Here is a 21337-nt window from a genome sequence, read left to right as displayed (position 1 = left end):
CTGCCTCGTGAATTAAGACGGAGCCTTTGCTGACTAAGCGACTATGCAGAGCATTGTCACTTGATAATTCGTAATTTGTAATTCGTAATTTGTAATACCCGCTACGCGGGAAGCTAGCTACGTAATAGCCTGCGGCAACGCTTTGCGTACGTAATTACAAATTAATAATTGGTTTATTTGGGTTTTAAGCCTTTGGTTTCAATCGTGGAGGGAGCAACATTTTAGGTCTACTATTTCCTGCTTGAGGTAAGTCCTGAGTTTTATCCTCCTTTTACTTGTCTCGGCATTTTTGCTTAACCAAATTGCTTCTCTACATCTAAATTAAATAACATTTGTAAAGATTGCATACAGCGACGACGAGCTTCTACGTCCTGTTGAGCGCGTAATTGCACCATCGGGTCATGGAGAATTTTATTCACAATTCCTTTGGTCAAGGCTTCTATTACTTCTTGATGTTTTTCGCCAAATTCTGAGCCTAAACGTGATAAGGCTTTTTCTAATTCCTGTTCGCGAATTGTTTCGATTTTATCCCGTAAGCAACTAATTGTGGATACTGTTTCTAAACTACGCCACCAAATATCAAATGCTTCTACTTCCTCATCTAAAAGGGTTTCTGCTTCCTGAGCCATTTTCCGACGACTTTCTTGGTTCTGAGCGACTACTGCTTTTAAATCATCCACATTAAAGGCACGAATATGTTCTAATTCATTCACATCCGCGTGGACATTCCTCGGTACGGAAATGTCAAATAACATTAAGGGTTGACCTGGTTCTAGGGCCATTTCTAGTTTTGCGCGGTCTAGTATTGGTTCTGTGGCAGAGGTGCTTGTAAAAACTATATGACTTTCGCTAATTACGGACATCATATCCGTCATGGGGCCGGTTTTGAGGGAATGTTCGGGATAATTTTTCGCCAGTTCCTGGGCACGAGCAAGGGAGCGATTTAGAATACAAATCTGTGTGGCTCCTTTGGATACCAGGTGTTGTACCAATAGTCTGGACATTTTCCCTGCGCCCAGAATTGTGATGCGACAGGCACTGAGATTTTCGACTTTCATCTGGGCTAATTCCACGGCTGCCGAGCTAATTGATACTGCTCCTGTACCGATACTGGTTTCGGTGCGAACTCGTTTTCCGGCGGTGAGGGCTTGTTTAAAGAGGCGATTGAGGATGGTTTTGATACCTCCATACTGTTGACCGAGTTTATGGGTTGTTTTTACTTGAGCGAGGATTTGTCCTTCTCCTAACACTAAGCTGTCTAAACCGCCTGCTACACGCATTAAATGCATTACTGCATCTTGATGGAGCAGCATAAATAAATGGGGTCGTAACTGGTGAACAGGTAGTTTACTGTGGTCGGACAGAAACTGGGTGACTTCTCGAATCCCTAACTCCGTTTCCGTTGTCACCAGATAAATTTCCAAACGGTTACAAGTACTGAGAATTGCCACTTCATCAACATGAGGATAATTGAGAAGTTGGGCGATCGCGCTTTCAAGTTGCGCTTCGGGAATACTCAGTTTCTCTCTCACCTCAACGGGGGCTGTTTTATGACTCAAGCCTACTACCGCAATCTGCATATTCGTCACTTTTTATCCGTTGTTTGTTATTAGTTTCGTCGTAGTTTCTCGTCTAATCTTTTTTGACCTGTTTGCTGCTTGGATACAGCTTAAGTGGCTTCATCTGTGGATCTAATCCCAAATGCATCAGTACGAGAGTTGGGTTTTTCCTACTAAGTACATTTCACAGCATAACGGGTTCAAGGTTCAAATATTTAATATTTTTGAGTTAAGTAATGTAAATATACTTTACACGCTCATACATTTTTCTTGGGGTTTGTTGACGGTGGACGGGTAACTGTTGACTTGTAATATTTATTTACTTTGATGTTGATATCTGACGGGGAGTTTTTGGGAGCAAGGGAAGAAAATGTATCAAATTTTGGGTGAAATGGTATGAGGTGTGGTGGCTGAATTCCATCCCTGAGTAGAGACGTAATATGTTACGTCTGTACATGTTACGTCTCTACATAATTACGTTAGTGCAGTTGAATTACCTTGGGTTCTTCAAACATGTGGATGGTATCGACGAAGCGAGCGGTTTTGGATTGGCTGGAGATGACCAAGCTTTGAGTCCGCGCACCACCGTGGAAGAAACGTACACCTTGCATTAAGTTTCCGGAGGTAATTCCGCAGGCTGCAAATAATACGGTTTCACCGGAAGCTAGTTCATGGGCATCATAAACCCGGTCGGGGTCTTCAATTCCCATTGATTTGAGACGGTCGATGTTGGCTTGCTTGCTTTCGCCGATTAAACCGGTTTTGACGACTTCCGGGTCATAAATTAACTGACCTTGGAAATGTCCGCCTAAAGCACGCATTGCCGCAGCCGAAATTACGCCTTCTGGAGCTGCACCAATCCCCATTAAACAGTGGATATTAGTTCCGGCAAAGCCGCAGGAAAGGGCTGCACCTACGTCACCATCGGAAATCAATTGTACCCGCGCTCCTGCCTCGCGGATTTCCTTAATTAAATCATTATGGCGATCGCGTTTCATCACAACCACAACCAATTCTTCGATGGAGCGGTCTAAACACTCAGCCAGAATTTTTAAGTTTTCGGTTGCGGATTTATTGATGTCTACTTTTCCTTTTGCTGCTGGAGGTGCAGCGAGTTTTTTCATGTAAAAGTCAGGAGCTGCAAACAGTCCGCCTTTTTCGGAAATTGCTAACACCGCCATCGAACCCGGTTGTCCGTAGGCAACCAAATTCGTCCCTTCACAAGGGTCAACGGCGATATCAATTTCAATTAATTCATCTGTATTGCAGAATTTGTCAGCATCGGGACGGGAACAAATGCCAACTTCTTCGCCGATGTAAAGCATTGGTGCATCATCCCGTTCTCCTTCTCCGATGACAATCCGTCCCCGCATGTAAATTTTATTCATGCGTTTGCGCATTGCTTCAACGGCGACTTGATCGGCGGTATTTTTTTCGCCTTTACCCATCCACCGCGCAGATGCGATCGCGGCTTGTTCTACTACCTCGATAATCTCTAACCCAAGGGTATTTTCCACAGACTCTGACCTCTCAATTGCTCGAATTTGCGTTGTTTCTGAAAGCGATCTCAGTTTTCAAGTCTACCAAAGCACGTATCCCTCTGGAAAATTTATTCGAGAATATTCGAGAAATTTTGCTTTCGATAAATATTTGAGTTGGGAGTGGGGAGTAGAGATGATCCGGTGGGTCGTCTCCAGGGGAGTAGTGAATCGGCAAAAAACCTTTTTATCTCTAAGATAAATGCCCTATGCACATCTGGGGTTTTTGTGTTGGCAATGCATCTAGGCTATTCCCGATTTTGGCTTTAAACTTTGGGTGGAGAGTTTTTACGTTACTGTTGGCTCTGAGGATCAAATGCGTTATCGACGATTTGGCAGAACTGAGTTGCAAATGCCTGTGTTTTCCTGTGGAGGAATGCGTTATCAATACAAATGGCAGGATGTACCACCTTCAGAAATTCCAGAGGATAATCAAGCTAACCTGGAAGCGACGATTCGTACTGCCTTTGAATTGGGTATTAATCACATTGAAACTGCACGGGGATACGGTAGTTCGGAGATGCAACTGGGGCGGATTTTACCTCAGTTACCGCGTCAGGAGTTGATTGTGCAAACTAAGGTCAGTCCGAAGGCTGATTCTCAGGAGTTTGCGCGGGATTTTGCCAAATCTCTGGATTATCTCCAGTTGGATTATGTGGATTTGTTGGGGATTCACGGGATTAATAATGCTGAGTTGTTGGCATATACGATGAATCCCGGTGGATGTTTATATGTGGCACGAAAATTACAAGCAGAAGGAAAGGTTCGCTTTATCGGCTTTTCCACCCACGGTTCCCCAGAGACTATTATTCAAGCGATCGCTACTGATGCTTTTGATTATGTGAATCTGCACTGGTACTATATTAACCAAACTAATTGGCCGGCGATTGCAGCTGCGACACACCATGATATGGGAGTGTTTATCATCAGTCCGGCGGATAAGGGGGGTAAACTGTATAATCCATCACCCAAGTTAACCAGGCTTTGCAGTCCCCTCAGTCCAATGGTATTTAATGATTTATTTTGTCTCAGCCATAGGGAAGTTCATACCCTGAGTTTAGGTGCTGCACGTCCTAGCGATTTTGATGAACACCTCAAAACACTGGATTTACTAGACTGTGCAGATGAAGTTCTCCCCCCCATTTTGTCCCGGTTGGAAGCCGAAGCAATGGCTATGCTGGGAGAAGAATGGGTCAAAACATGGCAGGAAAATTTACCTTCCTACGAACAAACCCCTGGCAATGTGAATATTCCCGTGATTTTGTGGTTACGTAATTTAGCGATCGCCTACGATATGGTTGATTATGCGAAAATGCGCTACAATCTGCTGGGCAATGGTGGCCATTGGTTTCCCGGTAATCAAGCTGCCTATGTTGACAAGTTGGATTTCACCGATTGTCTCCGTAATAGTCCCCATAAAAATATCATCCCTGATCTACTCCGGGAAACCCATCAAATGTTATCTGGAACTGAAGTCAAACGGTTATCAACCAGTTAGTTGAATTAGATTCATTAATTTCGATACATTTTCTTCCCTTGCTCCCGAAATTTCCCCGTCAGGTATCACCTCCAAAGTCAAACAATATCAGCATTATATGTAGGCTATTCCCTGTTCTTTTTTCCACTGTATTTGTAGCAAAAATACTTGATTCTATCAATTCACAAATGTTTTATTGAGGAGCGTGTTAACTTTTGTGAAGGCAATTGAGTGTGATTTATTTTTGGTCTGCGTTTATCCCATCAATTATGAAATCTAAGCAGACTACAATCAGTTTGCTAATTGCGAATTTTATCATCACATTGTGGATAGTCAGTATATATAGCTCATTGCATTTAAATCTAGAAGAATTAAATATAATTGGGATTTTAGCGATAGTATTTTGGCAAACTTTTTTACATACAGGTTTATTTATCACAGCCCATGATGCAATGCACGGAGTCATCTGTCCGCAAAACTTAAAAATTAATAACTTGATTGGCTCTATAGCATTGATATTCTATGGTTTTTTCCTATTTGCCAAGATGCAGAAAAGACATGGACAACACCATCAATATCCAGCTACCGCATTAGACCCTGATTACCATGACGGAAAACACCAAAATTTCCTGATTTGGTATCTATATTTTATGTTCCGTTATTGGGATTGGTTGCGATTTGCGGTCTTAGTCACAACCTTCCATTCCATCAAAGCTATCTTCCATATTCCGGAGCCTAATCTTCTACTATTTTGGATAATTCCCTTTGTTCTGAGTTCATTTCAATTATTTTATTTCGGTACTTTTTTACCCCACCGTGAACCAGTTAATGGTTATCCGGATCAACTAAGAACCCACAGCACCTATCTGCCATTTCTTTTATCTTTAATTACCTGCTATCACTTTCTTTACCATCGGGAACACCATGAAAATCCAGATGTTCCGTGGTGGGGTTTACCTCAAGTTACGATGAAAAATCAGGATTAATTGACCTGATATTGGGGGTATTCCTGATGTGTAGATCCGATGGTGTTTATATCTTCATTTTGGGTAAGTTTTTCTAGTTGTCCATCCATGTTAAACAAATAATTCAACGTCTCCTGGGAATTCATTGATTTTGCTGTATGGTGCTTGTTAACTTTTCTAATGATTTGCGCAATTAACCTCGGTTGAACCGGACATAATCTGAGATACTTAGCGATTTGTTCCGGATTGGGTGATACAACTTCTCCAAATCCAATCCAAGGATTATCAAAGCGGTATTTGACTGCTAACCACGGATTTTCACCTGATGGGGACAAGCATATTTTTAAATAAGCATGGTTTGTATCAAATTGTACAACAGTCCAGCAGTATTCCTGGTTATCCACCAGGATTTTTCGTATTTTTGCGGTCGATTGGGATAATACCATGATGAAAATTTTACGAATAGTAGATATTACCCGTAGTATATCTTATATTTTTGGTTGTCAAAGTCAAATAGATTCGACTTAACATAGAAAACGGAGAAAAATCCAGTAGATAGACTAGTACTTAACTATTGACTGCTTGCGGACTTTCATCTTCAATGGGAGGATGACTAGATAATTCCGGGGAACGATAACCATCTGGTTTGGGATTTTGTCCAGTTTTTGTGCCAGAAATGGGTCTATCGGGTGGGTCAAAGTTGTCAATTAAGGCTTGTAAACGTTTGATTTTCGTGAGTGCATTCGCTATTTCCACGTTTCTATTTAAATTTGAGGTGTTGCGGTTTTGAGCAGTATTGAGGAGATGGGTGGAAATTTCCTCCGTAAGTTGTCGCAATTGCTGTTTAATTTGGGAATTTTGTTTGATTTGCGGAAGATTAGTGCTATCTACTGTTCCTCGAATTGGACTTGATTGTCCAACTGCTTCGGTGACGACTTCTTTGGTGAGGTGCATTTCCACGGGATCGAGCAGACGTAATAGATTACTTAAGGTGACTATACCGATACCTTTTCCCCAATCCCAAGATACAACTAACCTTCTGACCCGCAAGCGTTGCATTTCTTGGTGAGCTGTCCACAATGAATCTTCCGGACTTAATAATAATAAAGGTGTACTCATCACCAAGTCGGCGGTTGTGTTGTGAAAGTCCACATAACATGATTGAAACTGAACTAAATCCCGCTCTGTGATGATACCAACGGGAAAATCATAAGCATCGTTACCATAGACTTGACGCAATTCGACAATCACAACACAGCTAACCCGTTGGGTTGACATTAATTGAGCGACTTCGGTTAGGGTGGATTGTAAGGGTGCGCAAATTACAGGAGTAGTCATGACTTCTCCTACCCGACGTAATTTCAGAAAATCGGCTGGACGAATGACTCGACGTAAACTTTCAGACGAAATCACCCCAATAATCTCACCGCGATCGCCGATAATGGGTAAATGGCGAACTTGGTAGCGACGAAACAAAAATAATGCCCCAAATACGTCCTGTAAGCCGTTGAGCGGGAAGGTAATGACTTTTTTTGTCATCACATCCCCAATCGTTAACGCGTCTAAATCACTTCCATTCGCTGCAAGACGCACTAAATCCCGTTCTGTAAAAATACCTACTAAACCCCCATTTTCCACAACTAAACCGCAACTAGAGACAACCGCTCGCTTTTGGGTATCGCTGCTGTTACTGTTCTGATTGATGCGATCGCTCATTTGCTGTACCGCTAGACGCACAGGTTGTTCCGGTGACAGAATTAGGGGCTGGTAATCGATCGCAGTTTCTAGATTCGCGGGTCTGTCTAGAGGGTTGTCTGGCTGCATAATAGGCTAAACATCTAATTTTTTCTCGGATCGGCTGACACCCAGAATTTGGTTTTGTGTGCACCGAAAAATTTCATACTCCATCGTTATTCTAAGGACATGGATGGAACACTTAAACGAAAACAAACAAAAAACACGTAACTGTGTACCAGCCTGACAGCTAAACGATACACAGTTACGATTGAAACATATTATCAGGGATGTAACAATGCAGTGACAATTATTCTTTGATTAAAGTAATTGGATTTATTCCTGCTTATCACAAGTTCGGGAAATTACTGATCCCGGATTTCTCACAAATCCCTAAAACCTGTAGGAAGTGGGGAGTAGTAGGAAAATCAACCCGTTACTCAATGCAGATAATTGGTATAGGAATGAGAAATACACCTATCTATTTAATTTCCATTCCTCGGTCAAATTTATCTACCGGAGGATTGTCCATTGGCTCTATGGTGTTCAATCCAGATAGAACGGGTTGATGCTCTTGGTCTAAATCCCTATGGGTTTGACAGGCGCTGGGATTTTTGCCGTACATGCGATCTAAAACCCTCTTGACAGAAATACGCTGCCACTTCTGTCCTCGTTTGGTGGTGTAACCACGCTCATTCAGCCAATTGGCGATTTGCTGTAGGGACTTTCCTGATTTATGGTGGCGACGAATTAGTTCAATCACAGCTTGCTCCTGGGGATGATCGACCAATTCTCCATTCACAGATGTTAATCCGTAGGGCGGAGAACCGTAACCAGCGTAACCACCTCGCAAAGCTTTTAACCTTCTTCCTTTTTCTAACCTTTCCCAAACACTTTCTGTAGGGGATTTTTCCGCAGTCATGAGTCTCAAAGTACACACATCATTAGTTATATTAACCGAACGACTCTAACTTGCGAATCCGTAAATCCATTACTTTTTTTAATAAAATATTAACATTTGTACGAATAATTAAGCACAAAAAAGGGTTTGAATCCGGAGCGGGAAAGGGCGAACAAGGGGAAGCATGGAAAGGAGAGGATGAGACAGAGAGTTTAAAACCTGCTATTTTTACCCTCTGTCTTTCCATCACGACTCCCCTGAAAATTTCAATATTTTTTAACAGATGGGGGATTTTGTCATATAAATTAACAAATGGGTTAATATTTGATGAAATTAATTTTGCTATCTGGGCATTCTGTCTGGATAAATGCAGGGTAAACTGAATGTGCATAGTTGGGCTGTAATTGCGGTGCAACAGTTATATGCACATCTGAGCGACTAGAAAACAATTCAGGATTCTGATGTTCAAAAAAATTGAACCGAGGATACTGATTCTATCTCATCCTGTGGCTTAATGACTAAGGATGTTTTTCCCAGTTAGACTTATAGTTTAATTAGTGAAGATCCATCCAAGGGCATCTTTAGGAATTGAAGTTGGATTAATTTTAATTCCTAAACAACCTCTCCGAACGGAATGCTTGTAGGCTGTTTCCCAGGAATCAGCCTGGTGATTATCGTCCGGATGAGAATAAAATCTCACTTTCAAACAATATGGAAGCGCAAATGCAAGAATCGGAAACTATGGAAACTAAGTCCCCAGAGGCAGCAACAATGCCTGAAATTAACAATCAAGCTGGAACCATCACCAAGATTCAAGCTCCCCAGTCTCAAGAACAGATCCAGAAATACCTCGATCAAGTTTCTAACTTTTTAAGTGGACTTCCTGAATATTTAGGAAGCATTTTTAACAAGTATAAGCAGCCTTTAGTGATTATCGGGTTGATTATTGGGGCGATTGTTACACTCAAAGTTGTCTTAGCAATTTTAGATGCACTCAATGATATTCCTTTGGTAGCGCCAACGTTTGAGCTAATTGGTATTGGTTACTCAGCCTGGTTTGTCTACCGTTATTTGCTCAAAGCGAACACCCGTCATGAATTAACAAACGAAATTCAAAGCTTAAAATCTCAGGTTGTAGGCAAAAATTAAGCCACTATCATTAATTCTATCAGCATATGACCATTTAACACAAAAGTGCTGATGTGCGGCATATATTCAGTTGGGTGCGGTCAAATTGAGTGATTAATCACTGGAAATTGACCGCATTTTTGTTTTTTGGCTTGAAAATAGGGAATAGCCCCCATGTACTGTTGAAAGTGGTTTTTCCTACTCCCTACTCCCTAATTTTCTAGGGAGGGAATAGGGAATATGAATCAGAATCTTGGAGAAAATCCTTACCGTCGAGGTTTGACAATATATTCGGATTCGATTGCTGGTAATCGACCCATTCTGACTAGGGTTTGGTGAATCATGGCTGTGACTTCTGCTCTAGTTGCTTCCCGATTGGGTGCAAAGGCTTGTGGGTCTGGGTGGTTGACAACTAATCCATTCGTGGTTGCGATCGCGACTTTTTCTTTGGCATAGTTGGGAATATCTTTGGCATCCTTATATATGGAAATCACCTGTTCTGGATTAGCAGGTGCTTTGAGGTTTCCTAAACCACTTACTAAAGCCACAATTACTTGTACCCTGGGAATTGGTTGCTCCGGTTTAAAGTTACTGTCGGGATAACCACTTAAAAATCCCATCCCCACAGACTTATTAATTGCTCCCTTTGCCCAAAAATCACCGGAAATATCAGAAAATTGTAACACTTTTCCAGTTCCAGCCTTATCAAAAGCTTGTTGCAGTATCGATGCAAATTCGGCACGAGTTACGGGTTTATTCGGAAGAAATGAGTTGTCATTAAACCCTTTGATCACATTTCGGGAGGATAGGGTGTCAATAAACTTACTTGCCCAGAAGTTATCAGGAACATCTGTAAATTCCTTGGGTGCTGGAATGGTAGGCATTTTATCCACTGGACTGGTCACCAGGAAATTACCGTCTGTAGGTGTTGCTGGTGGTACTATCGGTAACACAGGAGTTGATAAAGATGGTTGGGAGGAAATAATCTCCGTATCTTTGTCCTCTTCTGGTTGCGCTGTTGTTCCCGTTGTCGGTGTCGGAACAGTAACAGTGGGAGTGGGAACAACCGGGGTCGGAAGAAGATTATTTGCACCAGTGCTGTCGGGAGCAGGTGCGGTAGGGACTGGACGGTTAAAGGTAGATGGTAAACGAGTCCAATCCCAATCCGGAAACCGTCGTCCCAGCACCCAAAAGAGAATACCACCAATGGCTGCAAAGGCAACCAAAATACCAATTAGTTCATCATAATCCCAACTGCGACGCTGGGAAGAGGAGCGAGGGTCGGAGGGAGGTAGATTTGTCATTTTCCTTACCTGATTGAAAATTACAAGTTAAACAATTTTGAATTTTGGATTTGGCGGAAAGTTGAGCTTTTGCTGCATTATGATTCCCCGCATTTTCGCAACTGTCGCTGGTGGGAGATTTATTTAAATCAAACAGAACTTTAGAGATATGCTCCCAAAAGTTCGCTGTAGTTTTCTTATCGTTCAAAAGCACTACATTCCGAGCAAAAAAAATATTTTTAACTTTTAGACTTACTGGAAACAGTTACTTTGTCAAGGAAAGTGCGTAAATCAGGTTGTGTTATACAAATTAATTACCGATAAATCTGTGTAGGGTGGGGTTTTTCCAGACAACCTTTACTGACCGACAGATAGGAAAATAAATGTACCGGGCATTTTCCTTTCATTGAGCTATATTAGGGATGGGTCGTCTGTCCAGAATTCTGTTTTTGTCAGCCAATATCAGTTTCTATTTGACACATTAAGAAAAATGGAAGAAACAGTAGACTCCACAAAATTGTTATATTGTGTTCTGGAAAAACCTTCAGTTCCAGTGAAGTATGTATTCGTGTCAGTAAGTTAAAAGCTAGAGGTTTGAATGCGCAAGTATACCCAATCTTTATCGGTGAATTCATCCCATGATTTGAATTCGCAACCTCGTCCCGATATCCAATCCTCTAATCCATTAGGGTATTTATTAGCTTTAATTCCCGTCTTTCTCCTAGCCAGTATCATTAGTTATAAAAGTTATCAAAGCTACAGGCGTAACCGTCATCGTCGTCGCATCGAAATGCTAGAAAGGATATGGGAGGTAGATGCAGACCGTAAAACTCATTAATTAAATTTTATATTTAAATGTTAAATATTTTAATATTTTGAAGTCATTACTTAACTTATAGAAGTAAGTCGGTGGGTATATTTATCGCCTGAGTAAGTCAGCACCAATAAATCTCATTGTGTAACGGATTGTGAACAAAATTAACAGCCTGGAGATTGCGTCCTTTCACTACGTTTCACAAGCTTCGGATATACTTTGATTTTTTACACCGACTTACTTAAACTATTCCGAACAGGTGTGCTAAAAAATCAAATCTGTTCCCTGTTTGCTGTTATTGATTATGGGTAAATAAAATTAAATACTTTGATTGGAGCTTGATTTTATTACCGAGAAATACCAGGAATTAGGGCAGAAATCAATACCCACAGGAAATAAATCGCTAGAATATTCAAAATTAAAGTCAATCCTAATTTCCATTTATTTTTGGCACTAATTGGTAATCCTGTAAATAGGAGATAGACTAACAAAGATAATGAGTATAATTGCAGGAGAAAAAAGGGGAAGCCAAACAATCCAATAACTGCGACTTTAAAGGCTTGATTGAGAATGCGATCGCCCTTCGGGATAATTTCATTTTCTGATTCGATTTCTGCTGGATTAATATCTGCTCCTGTTTGATGAACTACCGGATTAACTTCAAAATTATAAGCAGTTAAAATATCAATAGCTTCTTCTAGATGGGATTGGGGAACCTTTAATTTAATCCAACCTACAGCAATACTTAAATGCCAAGCGGTTGTCACTGTCTCATCGTCCATTACAAAAGCCGGTATATTCTCTGCTTCTAAAGTTTGCTTTGCCAACGATGCTTCAAGGGAATTAGGAAAAGTGGCAATTGTTACAAGTTGATTACTCATAATATCAGTAATTATCAAATCGTTAGGAAGTTGACCTAATGATTTGCTGAATTTTCAGGGATTAAATTGTGAGAATTTTACCAAAAGACAGAGTTTAAAATCTCAGATTTTTGATTTAAAAATAAGCAGGGAGTAGGGAAAAACCTCTAACCACTCCCGACTCCCAAAAATAATAGGTTGATTATTCAAAACGACTTTTCAAACAACCTTTAAGAACAAAGTTTAGCTGTCCAGGTTTGACTTCCCCGTCCCCGTTGACATTTATTTTGTTCTCCCACCCATATCACTGACCAGCGACCGTTTTGATTACGTTGCATTTCGATGCGTTGACGCAAAGCTCTGACAGAATCATCTGCTAAACCTTCTTTGGTTAACATAATTACAGCTGTGTTGTTGCGGGAATATTTAATATCTATGCTTTCTGACTGTCTCCCTTCTGCTTCTTCTTTGTCTGCAAACAGTTTGACTGCGGTTTGATTAGGGTTTAAACCAGAGATACGGTTTTGGGATACAAATTGTTGGACATTAATTGCTCGATAGGGAGTACGACTTGATGATTGTGCTGGGGTTTGATGATTTGTCCATCCTATCACAGCAGCAGAAGTAACAACGCCGGCAATAGCTGCAAATACTAATTGATTTTTTAACATAATTTTTTCCATTTCTTAATTAAAACCCAGGCTTCTATTCTAATTATACAATTCTTATCAATGATTTTACGGATAATACCAATTTATTCATTAGAGACGTAATATATTACGTCTCTAAAAACTCTACAAACAAAATTCATCCGTCCCATTCCTTTTTCAAATTGGTGTAATCATCAGAAAATTTTGCGATCGCGTAACCATAGCATCTGTCTCCCAAGGTACGACGAAGAATAGAAACTGATGACTGCGATCGCTAGTTACTAAATATATTGACTCGATTATTTATGGTGCGGATACTACTTCCACTTTGACAATACCAAGTTTATCATTGAAAGTATAAGCTAAATAATTTTGACCATTAGTCACAAATACTTTCATCCAACATTCTTTGCCATAGTAATTAACATTTGCTGAACTACAGCCTGAAGAAATTTGAATTTTATCTGAAGGAATCCGCAAATTTTGAGTTGGTGTTCGTAACCGCTTACTAGCATTTCTGATGATTTTTTCAGCCAAATCATTAGGTAAATCATCAGTGCGAGGAGGCATATTTTTAATACCTTCTAATGCAATTTCATAATTTCCTACACTTGCATCTCTTCCTTTTCTAATTCGATAAACTGCGGTTTGCTGATTTTTAGTTTTGATGGTGACGCGAAGAGCGGGGAGGGAAGCCATTGTGCAAGCTTCCCAAGGAGCAGCTAAACCAAAACATCCGTCCACTTGAATATTTTCGACTTTGGTGAGCAAAACTTCTCCAGGTTTAACCTGAAAGTTATTAGTCACCCTACTGATTAATGCTAGTGTTTGTTCCGGTGTAATTTTCGATTTCAAGTCATAGTTGACTTGTGACCAGATTTTGAATTGACGAGGATTTTTTTGATTGACAAAATAAATCCAACGACTATTTCCATCAGCAATAATTACTTCCCAAAATCGATTGGATGGGTTTGCATCTGAAAAGTGCGGTTTTATAGGTAAGGCTGTAAAATCTTCTGCTGATGGCTCTAAACTTGCCCTTACACTAACAATTTGACCGCGATTTGGCAGTAAATCCCAGTTTTTTTGGGCATCTGCTAAAAGAATTTTTTCTACATTTCCAGGCAGTTTATTGGCTTTACCAAGATATTCCCTACTCCCTAACTTAATTGTTCCTGTATCACGCACATAATAAACAAGACGCTCAAAATAGGTGTCAACTGTAACCTTCCAAGTATCTCTATTTGCTCGAAGATTACAGGTTATTGGTTGATTTCGATTAGCTCCTAATTCATCACAATGAAATGGGTAGGAAACTCGCTTCGCTTCGACAATTTTCTCCACCTGACCTGCGTAATCAGCAATAGCTCTGCGATGAATCTGGTTCATGATTTTTTCGGGAAGTTTTTTATCGGCATCCGCAGGTTTTCCCGATTTTGTTTTCACCGAGGTAGAAGATAAATTATTTGCGATCGCAGGTGCAGAGTAAGAGTTTTTGGACGAATAATTCGCTGTAGCTAGTTGTCCATTGGCAGGTAAAATAGTCATAGATAATGAGATAAGTGACTGTATAGAAATCAAGCTTAAGAATACAGCAGATGAAGATTTGAACATATTTATTAGACCATTAAAATAGTTTCTATTTACTTTATATTCGATGCCATTATCTCAGGGAATCTGGTTACATTTTTAGCAACAATAATTTCCATGAGATTGCTAACTATCTGAGCATGAAAATAGGAACAGTCAAGTCGCTATTTTCCACTTTGAGAAATAAGTGGACTTATGCAACGACCTCATCAGAGTTATCGGAATCTGATTGGAATCTTGAAATAACTTAGGTAGCTAGGGAACAGGATTGGAGGAAACTCTTAGCGAAGGTGTACTTGGTTTTTTCCGCATAAGTACAAGCTACACCCAAAGAAATCAAGTACTAATCCTATATACTTGTGATAGTTGGCAACATTTCTAGCTATTAATAGACGACCCATGAATAAGTGTTGTCAGCAACCAGAATCAAAATTCACTGAACAGTTTTCCTCTAGACTCAAGCTAGAGGAAATATAGCATCAACGCATAATACAACGGCAAAATTGAAAATTCCGCAAGCAAATGAAAAATTTTGTTTGATTTGCAATACCCATGATTGCGTAGCGACTATTGTAAAGTATTGCACTTTAAATCGACTCCCTTCTACTCGGAAATTAATTAACCTACCGGGACTCAAACATTTTTGAGGTATAAATAAGCCTCAAACCCATACAGGGGAAGGAAAATACATTACAGGTTCCAAAATGCTTGAAACCCAGATATAGCAAGAAGCGATTCCAAACGATGTCAAAGTCTTGCTATATATACATTTGAGTAGTTTTTCTGGCGACTTTTTGTCTAAGTCCCACTAGGAGAGGTAATGACATGAGTATAAAATACTACATTTGTTTCGCAAAAATAAGGGTCAGGAGCATCTTCCGTAGCTTCTGACCCGAAAAATATCATTTTTTGGTTATTCATCTATGTACGAAAACATCACCGACTATTTTTCTGGAATTGCGGAAGAATGATGTTCTACAATTAGCCAATTATCGCCGATTTTTCGGTAGACAAATGTATAACGTGCTTTCACTTGGTTGACCTGGTTATGATTAGTTAAATTAAAAGTATATATACCAGAATTAATTGCTAAATCACAATATATACGTATATTCTGTTCGTTAATCTTTCCATAGGGTTTCATTTTTAAAAATGTCTCGAAGTATTCTCGTATTTCCCTTGGACTGTTCAAAACATGGTTTGATACTGTTGCTAACAAAACCGCATTATTGGCATAATTAGCAGCAACTTTTTCTGGCTTTCCCGTCTGTAGTGATTGATTCCATCGCTGAAAAAGTGATTCAATTTCTTCTGTACTAGATTTATGACATTGCCGATTTTCAGTCTTAGCTTCAATTTTATTTATTTGATTTGCATTTTGGGCTTGAACTGGAATCATCATCGATACCGTACCAATTATTCCTAGTCCAAATAAAGCAATAGTTTGATTCGGTTTATGCATCGGATTAATTTGATTAATTATAGTCAATTTGCTGCTACTTACTTCCAGAAAATTTTTAGTGATGACTATATAATGATAATAACAATAATCATCATTTGACTGATGTTTTGACTACAGATTTAACACAAATCAATTGTATAATAAAAGACGTTTTATCCGCTCAATCTATTTTTAACTTTCCCAGAGTACCTAAAGGTCTTTTTCCGCATTTCTCACAAAACCCTAAAACTTATAGGGAGTAGGGAGTAGTGAGTATAGGGGAAATTAGTCCGTCACTCAAGGCTTACAACTTACTCGTGAGAAATCCAGGTTTTGGATGACAAACCTGTATGTAATATCAATTCTCTTTTACTTTGAAATAAATGAAACTAGAATAATCAACGGTTATAGCTCCTGATATGTAGCAACCATTAGCGTAAACGATATCAACCTAGGATAATCCAAAATCTAAAATCCCAATGTCCCAACTATCCCTCCCCCAACCTCTCCACCCAGATTTACCCCTGACTGCTCTTGCTCCCATGCAGGACGTGACAAATCTTTGGTTTATGAAAATTATTGCCGATTATGGTAGTCCTGATTACTTTTTTACCGAGTATTTTCGCGTATACGAAACATCGCGTCTGAGTCCGAAAATTTTGGCATCAATTACCGAAAACGACACAGGTCGTCCCGTGTTTGCGCAAATGATAGGTGAAAGTATTCCCGATTTGGTGAGAACAGCACGGGAACTTTGCCGTTATAATGTCGCTGGAATTGACCTGAATATGGGTTGTCCAGCACCCAGGGTCTACCGTAAAAATGTTGGAGGGGGATTACTGCGGGAACCGGAAAAGGTAAATCGAATTTTGGCAGAATTGCGTTCCACGGTTAATGATCGCCCCTTCACTGTTAAGATGCGTATAGGTTTTGAGAATACGGATTTTTTTGGGGAAATTTTAGATGCGATCGCTCGTCACAATATTGATTTACTGTCTTTGCACGGTCGTACAGTCAAAGATATGTATCGGGGGGAGGTAAGGTACGATTTAATTGCCGAAGCAGTGAAGCGGGTTGACTGTCCCGTGCTTGCCAATGGTAATATTAATTCTGCTGCCAATGCATTGGAAGTGTTATCCCAAACGGGAGCAGCAGGGGTGATGATTGGTCGCTGGGCAATTGCCAATCCTTGGATTTTTCGTCAAATTCGCCAAGCTTTGCGAGGAGAAGAAATTACCCCTGTTCCTTTGGTTGAGGTACGCAACTATATTGATCGTTTATTGCAGACTCCTAATTCAGCAACAGTTCCAGATAGAGCGCGTGTTGGTTATCTGAAGATGTTTCTGAATTATATTGCCCTATTGGTTGATGCTGAAGGTCAGTTTCTGCGATTGATGCGAAAGACACAGACCGAGGTGGAATTACTCAATCTATGCGATCGCTTTTTGCTTGATAATAGTCATCAAAATTTCGCTTTCGCACCTTACTTGCAGGTTTAGCCGACAATTAAGACAACTTCGTCAACAATCCCAAAATCCGTTTTGAGGTTGGTGTTAATAAAGTCCGACGATAAGCATCTGCGGCTTTTTTAATGGCTTCAGCTTGGGTGGGATAGGGATGGATGACACCAGATAAACCATTTAAACCAACCTTATTAACTATAGCCGTGGTGATTTCACTGATAGTTTCCCCTGCGTGACGGGAGACAATGGTTGCACCCAAAATTTGATCCGTACCTTTTTTGTGAATGATTTTTAAAAACCCATCTTCTTCCCCATCTGCGATCGCCCGATCCACACTACTAAAAGGAATTTTAATCGTGTTGACATTAATACCCTGTGCTTGAGCTTGTTGTGCGTACATTCCCACATGGGCAATTTCCGGGTCAGTATAAGTCACCCAAGGCATCACCAAACTACTCAGCTTCGATTTTCCCAATCCAAAGGGAGAAAATAAAGTATTTTTAATCACAATTCTTGCGGCGGCATCGGCTGCGTGGGTAAATTTCCAATCCATGCAAACATCTCCAGCTGCGTAAATTTTCGGATTGGTAGTTTGTAGATAATCATTAACTTTCACTCCCTTGCGTTGGTCATATTCCACCCCAACCGCTTCTAAATTTAAACCTTCCACATTCGCTGCGCGTCCTGTACCCACTAAAATATCATCAACAACAACGCATATTTTAGAACCATTACTAATCCCGTGGATAATTTTTCCTTCCGCAGTTTTTTCCACACTGTGGATTTGACTATTTAAAAGTAGCTGAATTCCTTCACGCAGGAAAACATTTTGTAAAATTTCTGCCGCATCGGTATCTTCCTTATTTAAAATATGGGAAGCATTATGGAATAGAATTACTTGACTACCTAAACGTTGAAAAACTTGAGCCAATTCACAACCAATCGGACCACCACCAATCACAGCTAAACGTTTGGGTAATTTGGTCAGGGAAAAAACAGTTTCATTGGTCAAAAATCCTGCTTCCATAATCCCTTTAATTGATGGTCGCACAGGTCTAGCTCCTGTTGCAATTACAGCCTTTTTGTAGGGTAGAGTTTTATTCCCCACTTGCACCACGTTATTCTGCAAAAAATGACCACTACCCAAGAAAACATCAACCCCTAACTTTTGAAAACGCTGGGCAGAATCATGATGACTAATACCCGACCGTAAACGACGCATCCGTTCCATCACTGCGGGAAAATCAACGTCTATTTGTACTGGTGGATTAATTCCCAATGCCTTCGCTGACCAAATTTCACCGACAACACGAGAGGAACGAATCATACATTTAGAAGGAACACAACCCACATTCAAACAATCCCCACCCATTAAATGTTTTTCGACCAAAGCCACTTTTAATCCCACATCTAAACCTGCTGCACCAGCTGCAACTACTAACCCTGCTGTACCCGCACCAATGACAACTAAATCGTAACAATCAGCAGGTTGGGGATTAACCCAATCGGGGGGATGAACGTGGGAAATTAATTTTTGGTTATACTCATCCATCGGTGGAAGAGTAACTTGTTTAAATGGAGAATTCGCCATAAATTAGCTCCAGGAATCGTGAAAATAGTATGTAATTTAACTCGCTTTAAAAGGTATATAAAAATCCTTTTTTATTGTTGCATCCAGTCCACTTTGTACTGTAATTATTTAAGGCTTACACACTCATTACGAAAAATCAGGTGTTTACGTTGTCCTTGCATAAGTCCTGTTATTTTTCCGAAAGCGAGTTATTTGCAGATTTAGAGCCACTCCGTGCAGCTTACTAGAGAAATCATAAAGTTAAACTTTTAAAAAATTATGAAATATCTAATTCCTCTAGCAAGTTAGCAAGCAGTAAATATTGGAATTCGCTTTGATTTTTCAAATTATCTGTGTTGGTAGGGAGTAGTATTCGACAACATTAATTTTGATACAATCCGTTACGTAATTAGGTTTATTTATGCTGACTTACTTTGTGATTAATTTGACGCTTTGCACACTGATATATTTTCCTTGGGTTTTTTTGAGAGGTGACAGTAGAGATAGGACAATCCCAAGTATAGGAATCCTACTTGAATCTTGAACAAGACCCAGTAAAGTTTCTACTCACTACTCCCTGACCTTGACAGGTAAATTCAAAAATCAAAGAGGACTGCTATATATTCAAGTATTAAGCATCTGAACGAAAAGCTCACTTATTGACAGTGTAAAGTATAGAGTAAAATCAAGCTTAATTTTTGTATATTACATTCTTGATCCTGTTATGCTGTATTCTGTATCCCCCATTCTGCTCATTAAAAAAAGAGTAACCGATGACTACACATTTTATTGCCGCCGAAATTGACTTGCAAGCTAACCCTACTGAATTAGAAAAGGCGATTACCACCGAGTTAAAAAAACAAGGTGAACCCCTTCGCTGGGCTATAACATCCGTTGATGAGGACAAACAAAAAGTCACAGTTGAAGCGGTTGTGACGAAGTAGTCAACTACACCTAATTCTCCGGGATGATTGAAGACCCATAACTCCCGGATTTCTCACAAACCCCCCAAACTTTTGGTGAGTGGAGAGTGGGGAGTAGTAAAAACCACTTTTATCGGTTCTAAGTAAGTCGGCGTTAAAAAATCAAAGTATGTCTGAAGCGATTGGAACCCAGTTAAAGGAACCAATATCAAGGATTACGGACTATTCCCTATCCCTATGATTTTTAGGGTTTTGTGAGAAATGCGGGGTAAGCATTACTAAAAGAAATTTAGAAAAGGGAACATTGTTCTTAGGGTTCTGAGTAATTGAATCAGAAAAATTGTTTCCCGAATACTAGAATCTAACTTAGGTGGTGGAGCATTTTGGATTTTTGCCTGTAATTGGGCATATTCAGCTGCACTGAGGGGTTTGCCATCTATTGGCGATCGCGCAATTGTAATCACCTCTGTACGCAAAATTTCTTCGGGGATGTCCTCGACAGGAGGTAGGGAATAGGCAAAGTGATGATTGGCTAACAGCACTATCATCACCGTGAATATGACCATAAAGCCAAAGCGAGAAATTAGACGAGTACTCGCAATTTCCATCACTAACTAAATCTCCTAACAACACATCCCACACCTGACCACCAGATGTGGGATTAAATAATTTTTACTCAAGCTACAGCAGCAAACTATGGAGTTGTGGCTGGAGTTGCTGCTGGAGTTCCTGCTGGGGTTGTTCCTGCACCATCAGCAGGTTCCGCAGGAGTTGTGTTTCCACCTGGAGAGGTTTCTGTACCAGCTTCACAAGCCCCTAAAACAGCAGCCATGCTTAACATCAATGCTAAACCAAGTACTTTAATCTTCATAACTCCTCTTTTCACCAATAAATGGCATTTACAATTTTTAGCCTGTTCAATACGATACCTTATTTGTTTGTTTTTTTAAATTGTTTTCCTTTTTGTGATGCAATTTAGCTTTCTTATGCTTCTGCCCACGGAACTGGTATCGTCGGAGGATGCACTAGCAACCAACAGGAAGCCGCCTAGTCAACTATAATCTCGGGGAATTTTTCAAGCTCCTCGAAAAAATAGTGCCCATTGACCGAGATATCATACCAAAAATTTCTCAGAAATTACATCCTACTGAAAATTGAATTTATTCCCACTTGCTTAGTAAATTGGTGAGTGGGGAGTAGAGACGACCCGTGGGGTCGTCTCTACAGGGAGTGGGGAGTGGGTTCTTTTTTGGTTGTGTCCAAAGGACGTGGAGGACTGACTTGAAAGTGAGTGGGAGAAAAACCGCTTTCATCTTCGCTTTCATCTTAGATTTATATCTTGCACCTTTACGTATACATACGTTGAATTTCAAAATATACGCGATATAGCGACAGTACTATTGTTTGTTTTAAATGCTAAGATAATATTTTTAGCTTTATA

At 40.1% G+C, this 21337-nt stretch carries 19 protein-coding genes; 6 read left to right on the top strand and 13 right to left on the bottom strand.

The window, feature by feature from the left end:
* Window positions 1-293 precede the first annotated feature (293 nt).
* Window positions 294-1580: a glutamyl-tRNA reductase gene (locus CDC37_RS21685; protein WP_096625037.1), complete on the bottom strand. Its 1287-nt coding sequence runs from the start codon at window positions 1578-1580 to the stop codon at window positions 294-296.
* A gap of 458 nt (window positions 1581-2038) precedes the next feature.
* On the bottom strand, window positions 2039-3076 hold the full coding sequence (glpX, locus tag CDC37_RS21680) for a class II fructose-bisphosphatase (protein WP_096625035.1): 1038 nt from the start codon (window positions 3074-3076) through the stop codon (window positions 2039-2041).
* Window positions 3077-3413: 337 nt separating this feature from the next.
* Between glpX and CDC37_RS21675 the strand changes: the two genes are divergently transcribed.
* Together CDC37_RS21675 and CDC37_RS21670 are read left to right on the top strand one after the other, a co-directional pair.
* Complete coding sequence (locus CDC37_RS21675) at window positions 3414-4595, top strand: aldo/keto reductase (RefSeq protein ID WP_096625033.1); 1182 nt, start codon at window positions 3414-3416, stop codon at window positions 4593-4595.
* Window positions 4596-4843: 248 nt separating this feature from the next.
* Window positions 4844-5560, top strand: a complete 717-nt coding sequence (locus CDC37_RS21670; RefSeq protein ID WP_096625031.1) for a fatty acid desaturase — start codon at window positions 4844-4846, stop codon at window positions 5558-5560.
* Here CDC37_RS21670 and CDC37_RS21665 read toward each other — a convergent pair.
* The 3 genes from CDC37_RS21665 to CDC37_RS21655 all read right to left on the bottom strand — a co-directional run bounded on the left by CDC37_RS21665 (window position 5557) and on the right by CDC37_RS21655 (window position 8195).
* Complete coding sequence (locus tag CDC37_RS21665) at window positions 5557-5985, bottom strand: hypothetical protein (RefSeq protein WP_096625029.1); 429 nt, start codon at window positions 5983-5985, stop codon at window positions 5557-5559. The two genes, CDC37_RS21670 and CDC37_RS21665, sit on opposite strands and share 4 nt — an antisense overlap.
* 121 nt (window positions 5986-6106) lie before the next feature.
* Window positions 6107-7363, bottom strand: a complete 1257-nt coding sequence (locus CDC37_RS21660) for a CBS domain-containing protein (RefSeq protein WP_096625027.1) — start codon at window positions 7361-7363, stop codon at window positions 6107-6109.
* Window positions 7364-7754: 391 nt separating this feature from the next.
* Window positions 7755-8195 carry a recombinase family protein gene (locus tag CDC37_RS21655; RefSeq protein ID WP_096625025.1) on the bottom strand — a complete coding sequence of 147 codons (441 nt, stop codon included), beginning with the start codon at window positions 8193-8195 and terminating at the stop codon, window positions 7755-7757.
* 690 nt (window positions 8196-8885) lie between these two features.
* Between CDC37_RS21655 and CDC37_RS21645 the strand changes: the two genes are divergently transcribed.
* A complete protein-coding gene (locus CDC37_RS21645; RefSeq protein ID WP_096625021.1) occupies window positions 8886-9323 on the top strand; it encodes a CAAD domain-containing protein in 438 nt (145 codons plus the stop codon).
* Window positions 9324-9568: 245 nt separating this feature from the next.
* Here the strand turns inward: CDC37_RS21645 and CDC37_RS21640 are convergent, their stop codons facing one another.
* Complete coding sequence (locus CDC37_RS21640) at window positions 9569-10606, bottom strand: S-layer homology domain-containing protein (protein WP_096625019.1); 1038 nt, start codon at window positions 10604-10606, stop codon at window positions 9569-9571.
* 577 nt (window positions 10607-11183) lie between these two features.
* Here CDC37_RS21640 and CDC37_RS21635 point away from each other — a divergent pair.
* The gene (locus tag CDC37_RS21635; RefSeq protein ID WP_096625017.1) at window positions 11184-11423 is read left to right on the top strand and encodes a hypothetical protein; all 240 of its coding nucleotides are present in this window, start codon (window positions 11184-11186) and stop codon (window positions 11421-11423) included.
* A gap of 323 nt (window positions 11424-11746) precedes the next feature.
* Here the strand turns inward: CDC37_RS21635 and CDC37_RS21630 are convergent, their stop codons facing one another.
* From CDC37_RS21630 to CDC37_RS21615, 4 genes are all read right to left on the bottom strand, one after another.
* A complete protein-coding gene (locus CDC37_RS21630) occupies window positions 11747-12280 on the bottom strand; it encodes a putative signal transducing protein (protein WP_096625015.1) in 534 nt (177 codons plus the stop codon).
* 209 nt (window positions 12281-12489) lie between these two features.
* Window positions 12490-12930: a hypothetical protein gene (locus CDC37_RS21625; RefSeq protein WP_096625013.1), complete on the bottom strand. Its 441-nt coding sequence runs from the start codon at window positions 12928-12930 to the stop codon at window positions 12490-12492.
* A gap of 282 nt (window positions 12931-13212) precedes the next feature.
* Window positions 13213-14457, bottom strand: a complete 1245-nt coding sequence (locus tag CDC37_RS21620; RefSeq protein ID WP_096625011.1) for a hypothetical protein — start codon at window positions 14455-14457, stop codon at window positions 13213-13215.
* A gap of 985 nt (window positions 14458-15442) precedes the next feature.
* Entirely contained in the window at window positions 15443-15961 is a 519-nt protein-coding gene (locus CDC37_RS21615) for an SgcJ/EcaC family oxidoreductase (RefSeq protein WP_096625009.1), read from the bottom strand.
* Between the two features lie 458 nt (window positions 15962-16419).
* Here CDC37_RS21615 and CDC37_RS21610 point away from each other — a divergent pair, with 458 nt between their 5' ends.
* Window positions 16420-17439: a tRNA dihydrouridine synthase gene (locus CDC37_RS21610; protein ID WP_096625007.1), complete on the top strand. Its 1020-nt coding sequence runs from the start codon at window positions 16420-16422 to the stop codon at window positions 17437-17439.
* A gap of 7 nt (window positions 17440-17446) precedes the next feature.
* Here CDC37_RS21610 and CDC37_RS21605 read toward each other — a convergent pair whose 3' ends face one another.
* Window positions 17447-18994, bottom strand: coding sequence for a mercuric reductase (locus CDC37_RS21605; RefSeq protein ID WP_096625005.1), 1548 nt, complete (start codon window positions 18992-18994; stop codon window positions 17447-17449).
* Window positions 18995-19746: 752 nt separating this feature from the next.
* Between CDC37_RS21605 and CDC37_RS24790 the strand changes: the two genes are divergently transcribed.
* Window positions 19747-19917 (top strand): hypothetical protein, encoded by a 171-nt coding sequence (locus tag CDC37_RS24790; RefSeq protein ID WP_172892812.1) that lies wholly within the window; start codon window positions 19747-19749, stop codon window positions 19915-19917.
* A 257-nt stretch (window positions 19918-20174) separates the two neighbouring features.
* Here CDC37_RS24790 and CDC37_RS21600 read toward each other — a convergent pair whose 3' ends face one another.
* Together CDC37_RS21600 and CDC37_RS24785 are read right to left on the bottom strand one after the other, a co-directional pair.
* Window positions 20175-20462, bottom strand: a complete 288-nt coding sequence (locus tag CDC37_RS21600; RefSeq protein WP_231943511.1) for a glutathione S-transferase — start codon at window positions 20460-20462, stop codon at window positions 20175-20177.
* A 128-nt stretch (window positions 20463-20590) separates the two neighbouring features.
* Window positions 20591-20767: a hypothetical protein gene (locus CDC37_RS24785; RefSeq protein ID WP_172892811.1), complete on the bottom strand. Its 177-nt coding sequence runs from the start codon at window positions 20765-20767 to the stop codon at window positions 20591-20593.
* Window positions 20768-21337 lie beyond the last annotated feature (570 nt).

Source organism: Calothrix sp. NIES-3974 (assembly GCF_002368395.1).
GTDB lineage: Bacteria > Cyanobacteriota > Cyanobacteriia > Cyanobacteriales > Nostocaceae > NIES-3974.
The sequence above is the reverse complement of the archived record's forward strand: the minus strand, read 5'-3'. Positions and strand labels throughout refer to the sequence as shown.

Coding starts and splice junctions, on each gene's coding strand:
- CDC37_RS21640 (WP_096625019.1), bottom strand. CDS start 10,606: ATGACAAATCTACCTCCCTCCGACCCTCGCTCCTCTTCCCAGCGTCGC.
- CDC37_RS21600 (WP_231943511.1), bottom strand. CDS start 20,462: ATGGTCATATTCACGGTGATGATAGTGCTGTTAGCCAATCATCACTTT.
- CDC37_RS24785 (WP_172892811.1), bottom strand. CDS start 20,767: ATGAAGATTAAAGTACTTGGTTTAGCATTGATGTTAAGCATGGCTGCT.
- CDC37_RS21660 (WP_096625027.1), bottom strand. CDS start 7,363: ATGCAGCCAGACAACCCTCTAGACAGACCCGCGAATCTAGAAACTGCG.
- CDC37_RS21620 (WP_096625011.1), bottom strand. CDS start 14,457: ATGACTATTTTACCTGCCAATGGACAACTAGCTACAGCGAATTATTCG.
- CDC37_RS24790 (WP_172892812.1), top strand. CDS start 19,747: ATGACTACACATTTTATTGCCGCCGAAATTGACTTGCAAGCTAACCCT.
- CDC37_RS21615 (WP_096625009.1), bottom strand. CDS start 15,961: ATGCATAAACCGAATCAAACTATTGCTTTATTTGGACTAGGAATAATT.
- CDC37_RS21605 (WP_096625005.1), bottom strand. CDS start 18,994: ATGGCGAATTCTCCATTTAAACAAGTTACTCTTCCACCGATGGATGAG.
- CDC37_RS21645 (WP_096625021.1), top strand. CDS start 8,886: ATGGAAGCGCAAATGCAAGAATCGGAAACTATGGAAACTAAGTCCCCA.
- CDC37_RS21685 (WP_096625037.1), bottom strand. CDS start 1,580: ATGCAGATTGCGGTAGTAGGCTTGAGTCATAAAACAGCCCCCGTTGAG.
- CDC37_RS21625 (WP_096625013.1), bottom strand. CDS start 12,930: ATGTTAAAAAATCAATTAGTATTTGCAGCTATTGCCGGCGTTGTTACT.
- CDC37_RS21610 (WP_096625007.1), top strand. CDS start 16,420: ATGTCCCAACTATCCCTCCCCCAACCTCTCCACCCAGATTTACCCCTG.
- CDC37_RS21670 (WP_096625031.1), top strand. CDS start 4,844: ATGAAATCTAAGCAGACTACAATCAGTTTGCTAATTGCGAATTTTATC.
- CDC37_RS21665 (WP_096625029.1), bottom strand. CDS start 5,985: ATGGTATTATCCCAATCGACCGCAAAAATACGAAAAATCCTGGTGGAT.
- CDC37_RS21655 (WP_096625025.1), bottom strand. CDS start 8,195: ATGACTGCGGAAAAATCCCCTACAGAAAGTGTTTGGGAAAGGTTAGAA.
- CDC37_RS21675 (WP_096625033.1), top strand. CDS start 3,414: ATGCGTTATCGACGATTTGGCAGAACTGAGTTGCAAATGCCTGTGTTT.
- CDC37_RS21635 (WP_096625017.1), top strand. CDS start 11,184: ATGCGCAAGTATACCCAATCTTTATCGGTGAATTCATCCCATGATTTG.
- CDC37_RS21630 (WP_096625015.1), bottom strand. CDS start 12,280: ATGAGTAATCAACTTGTAACAATTGCCACTTTTCCTAATTCCCTTGAA.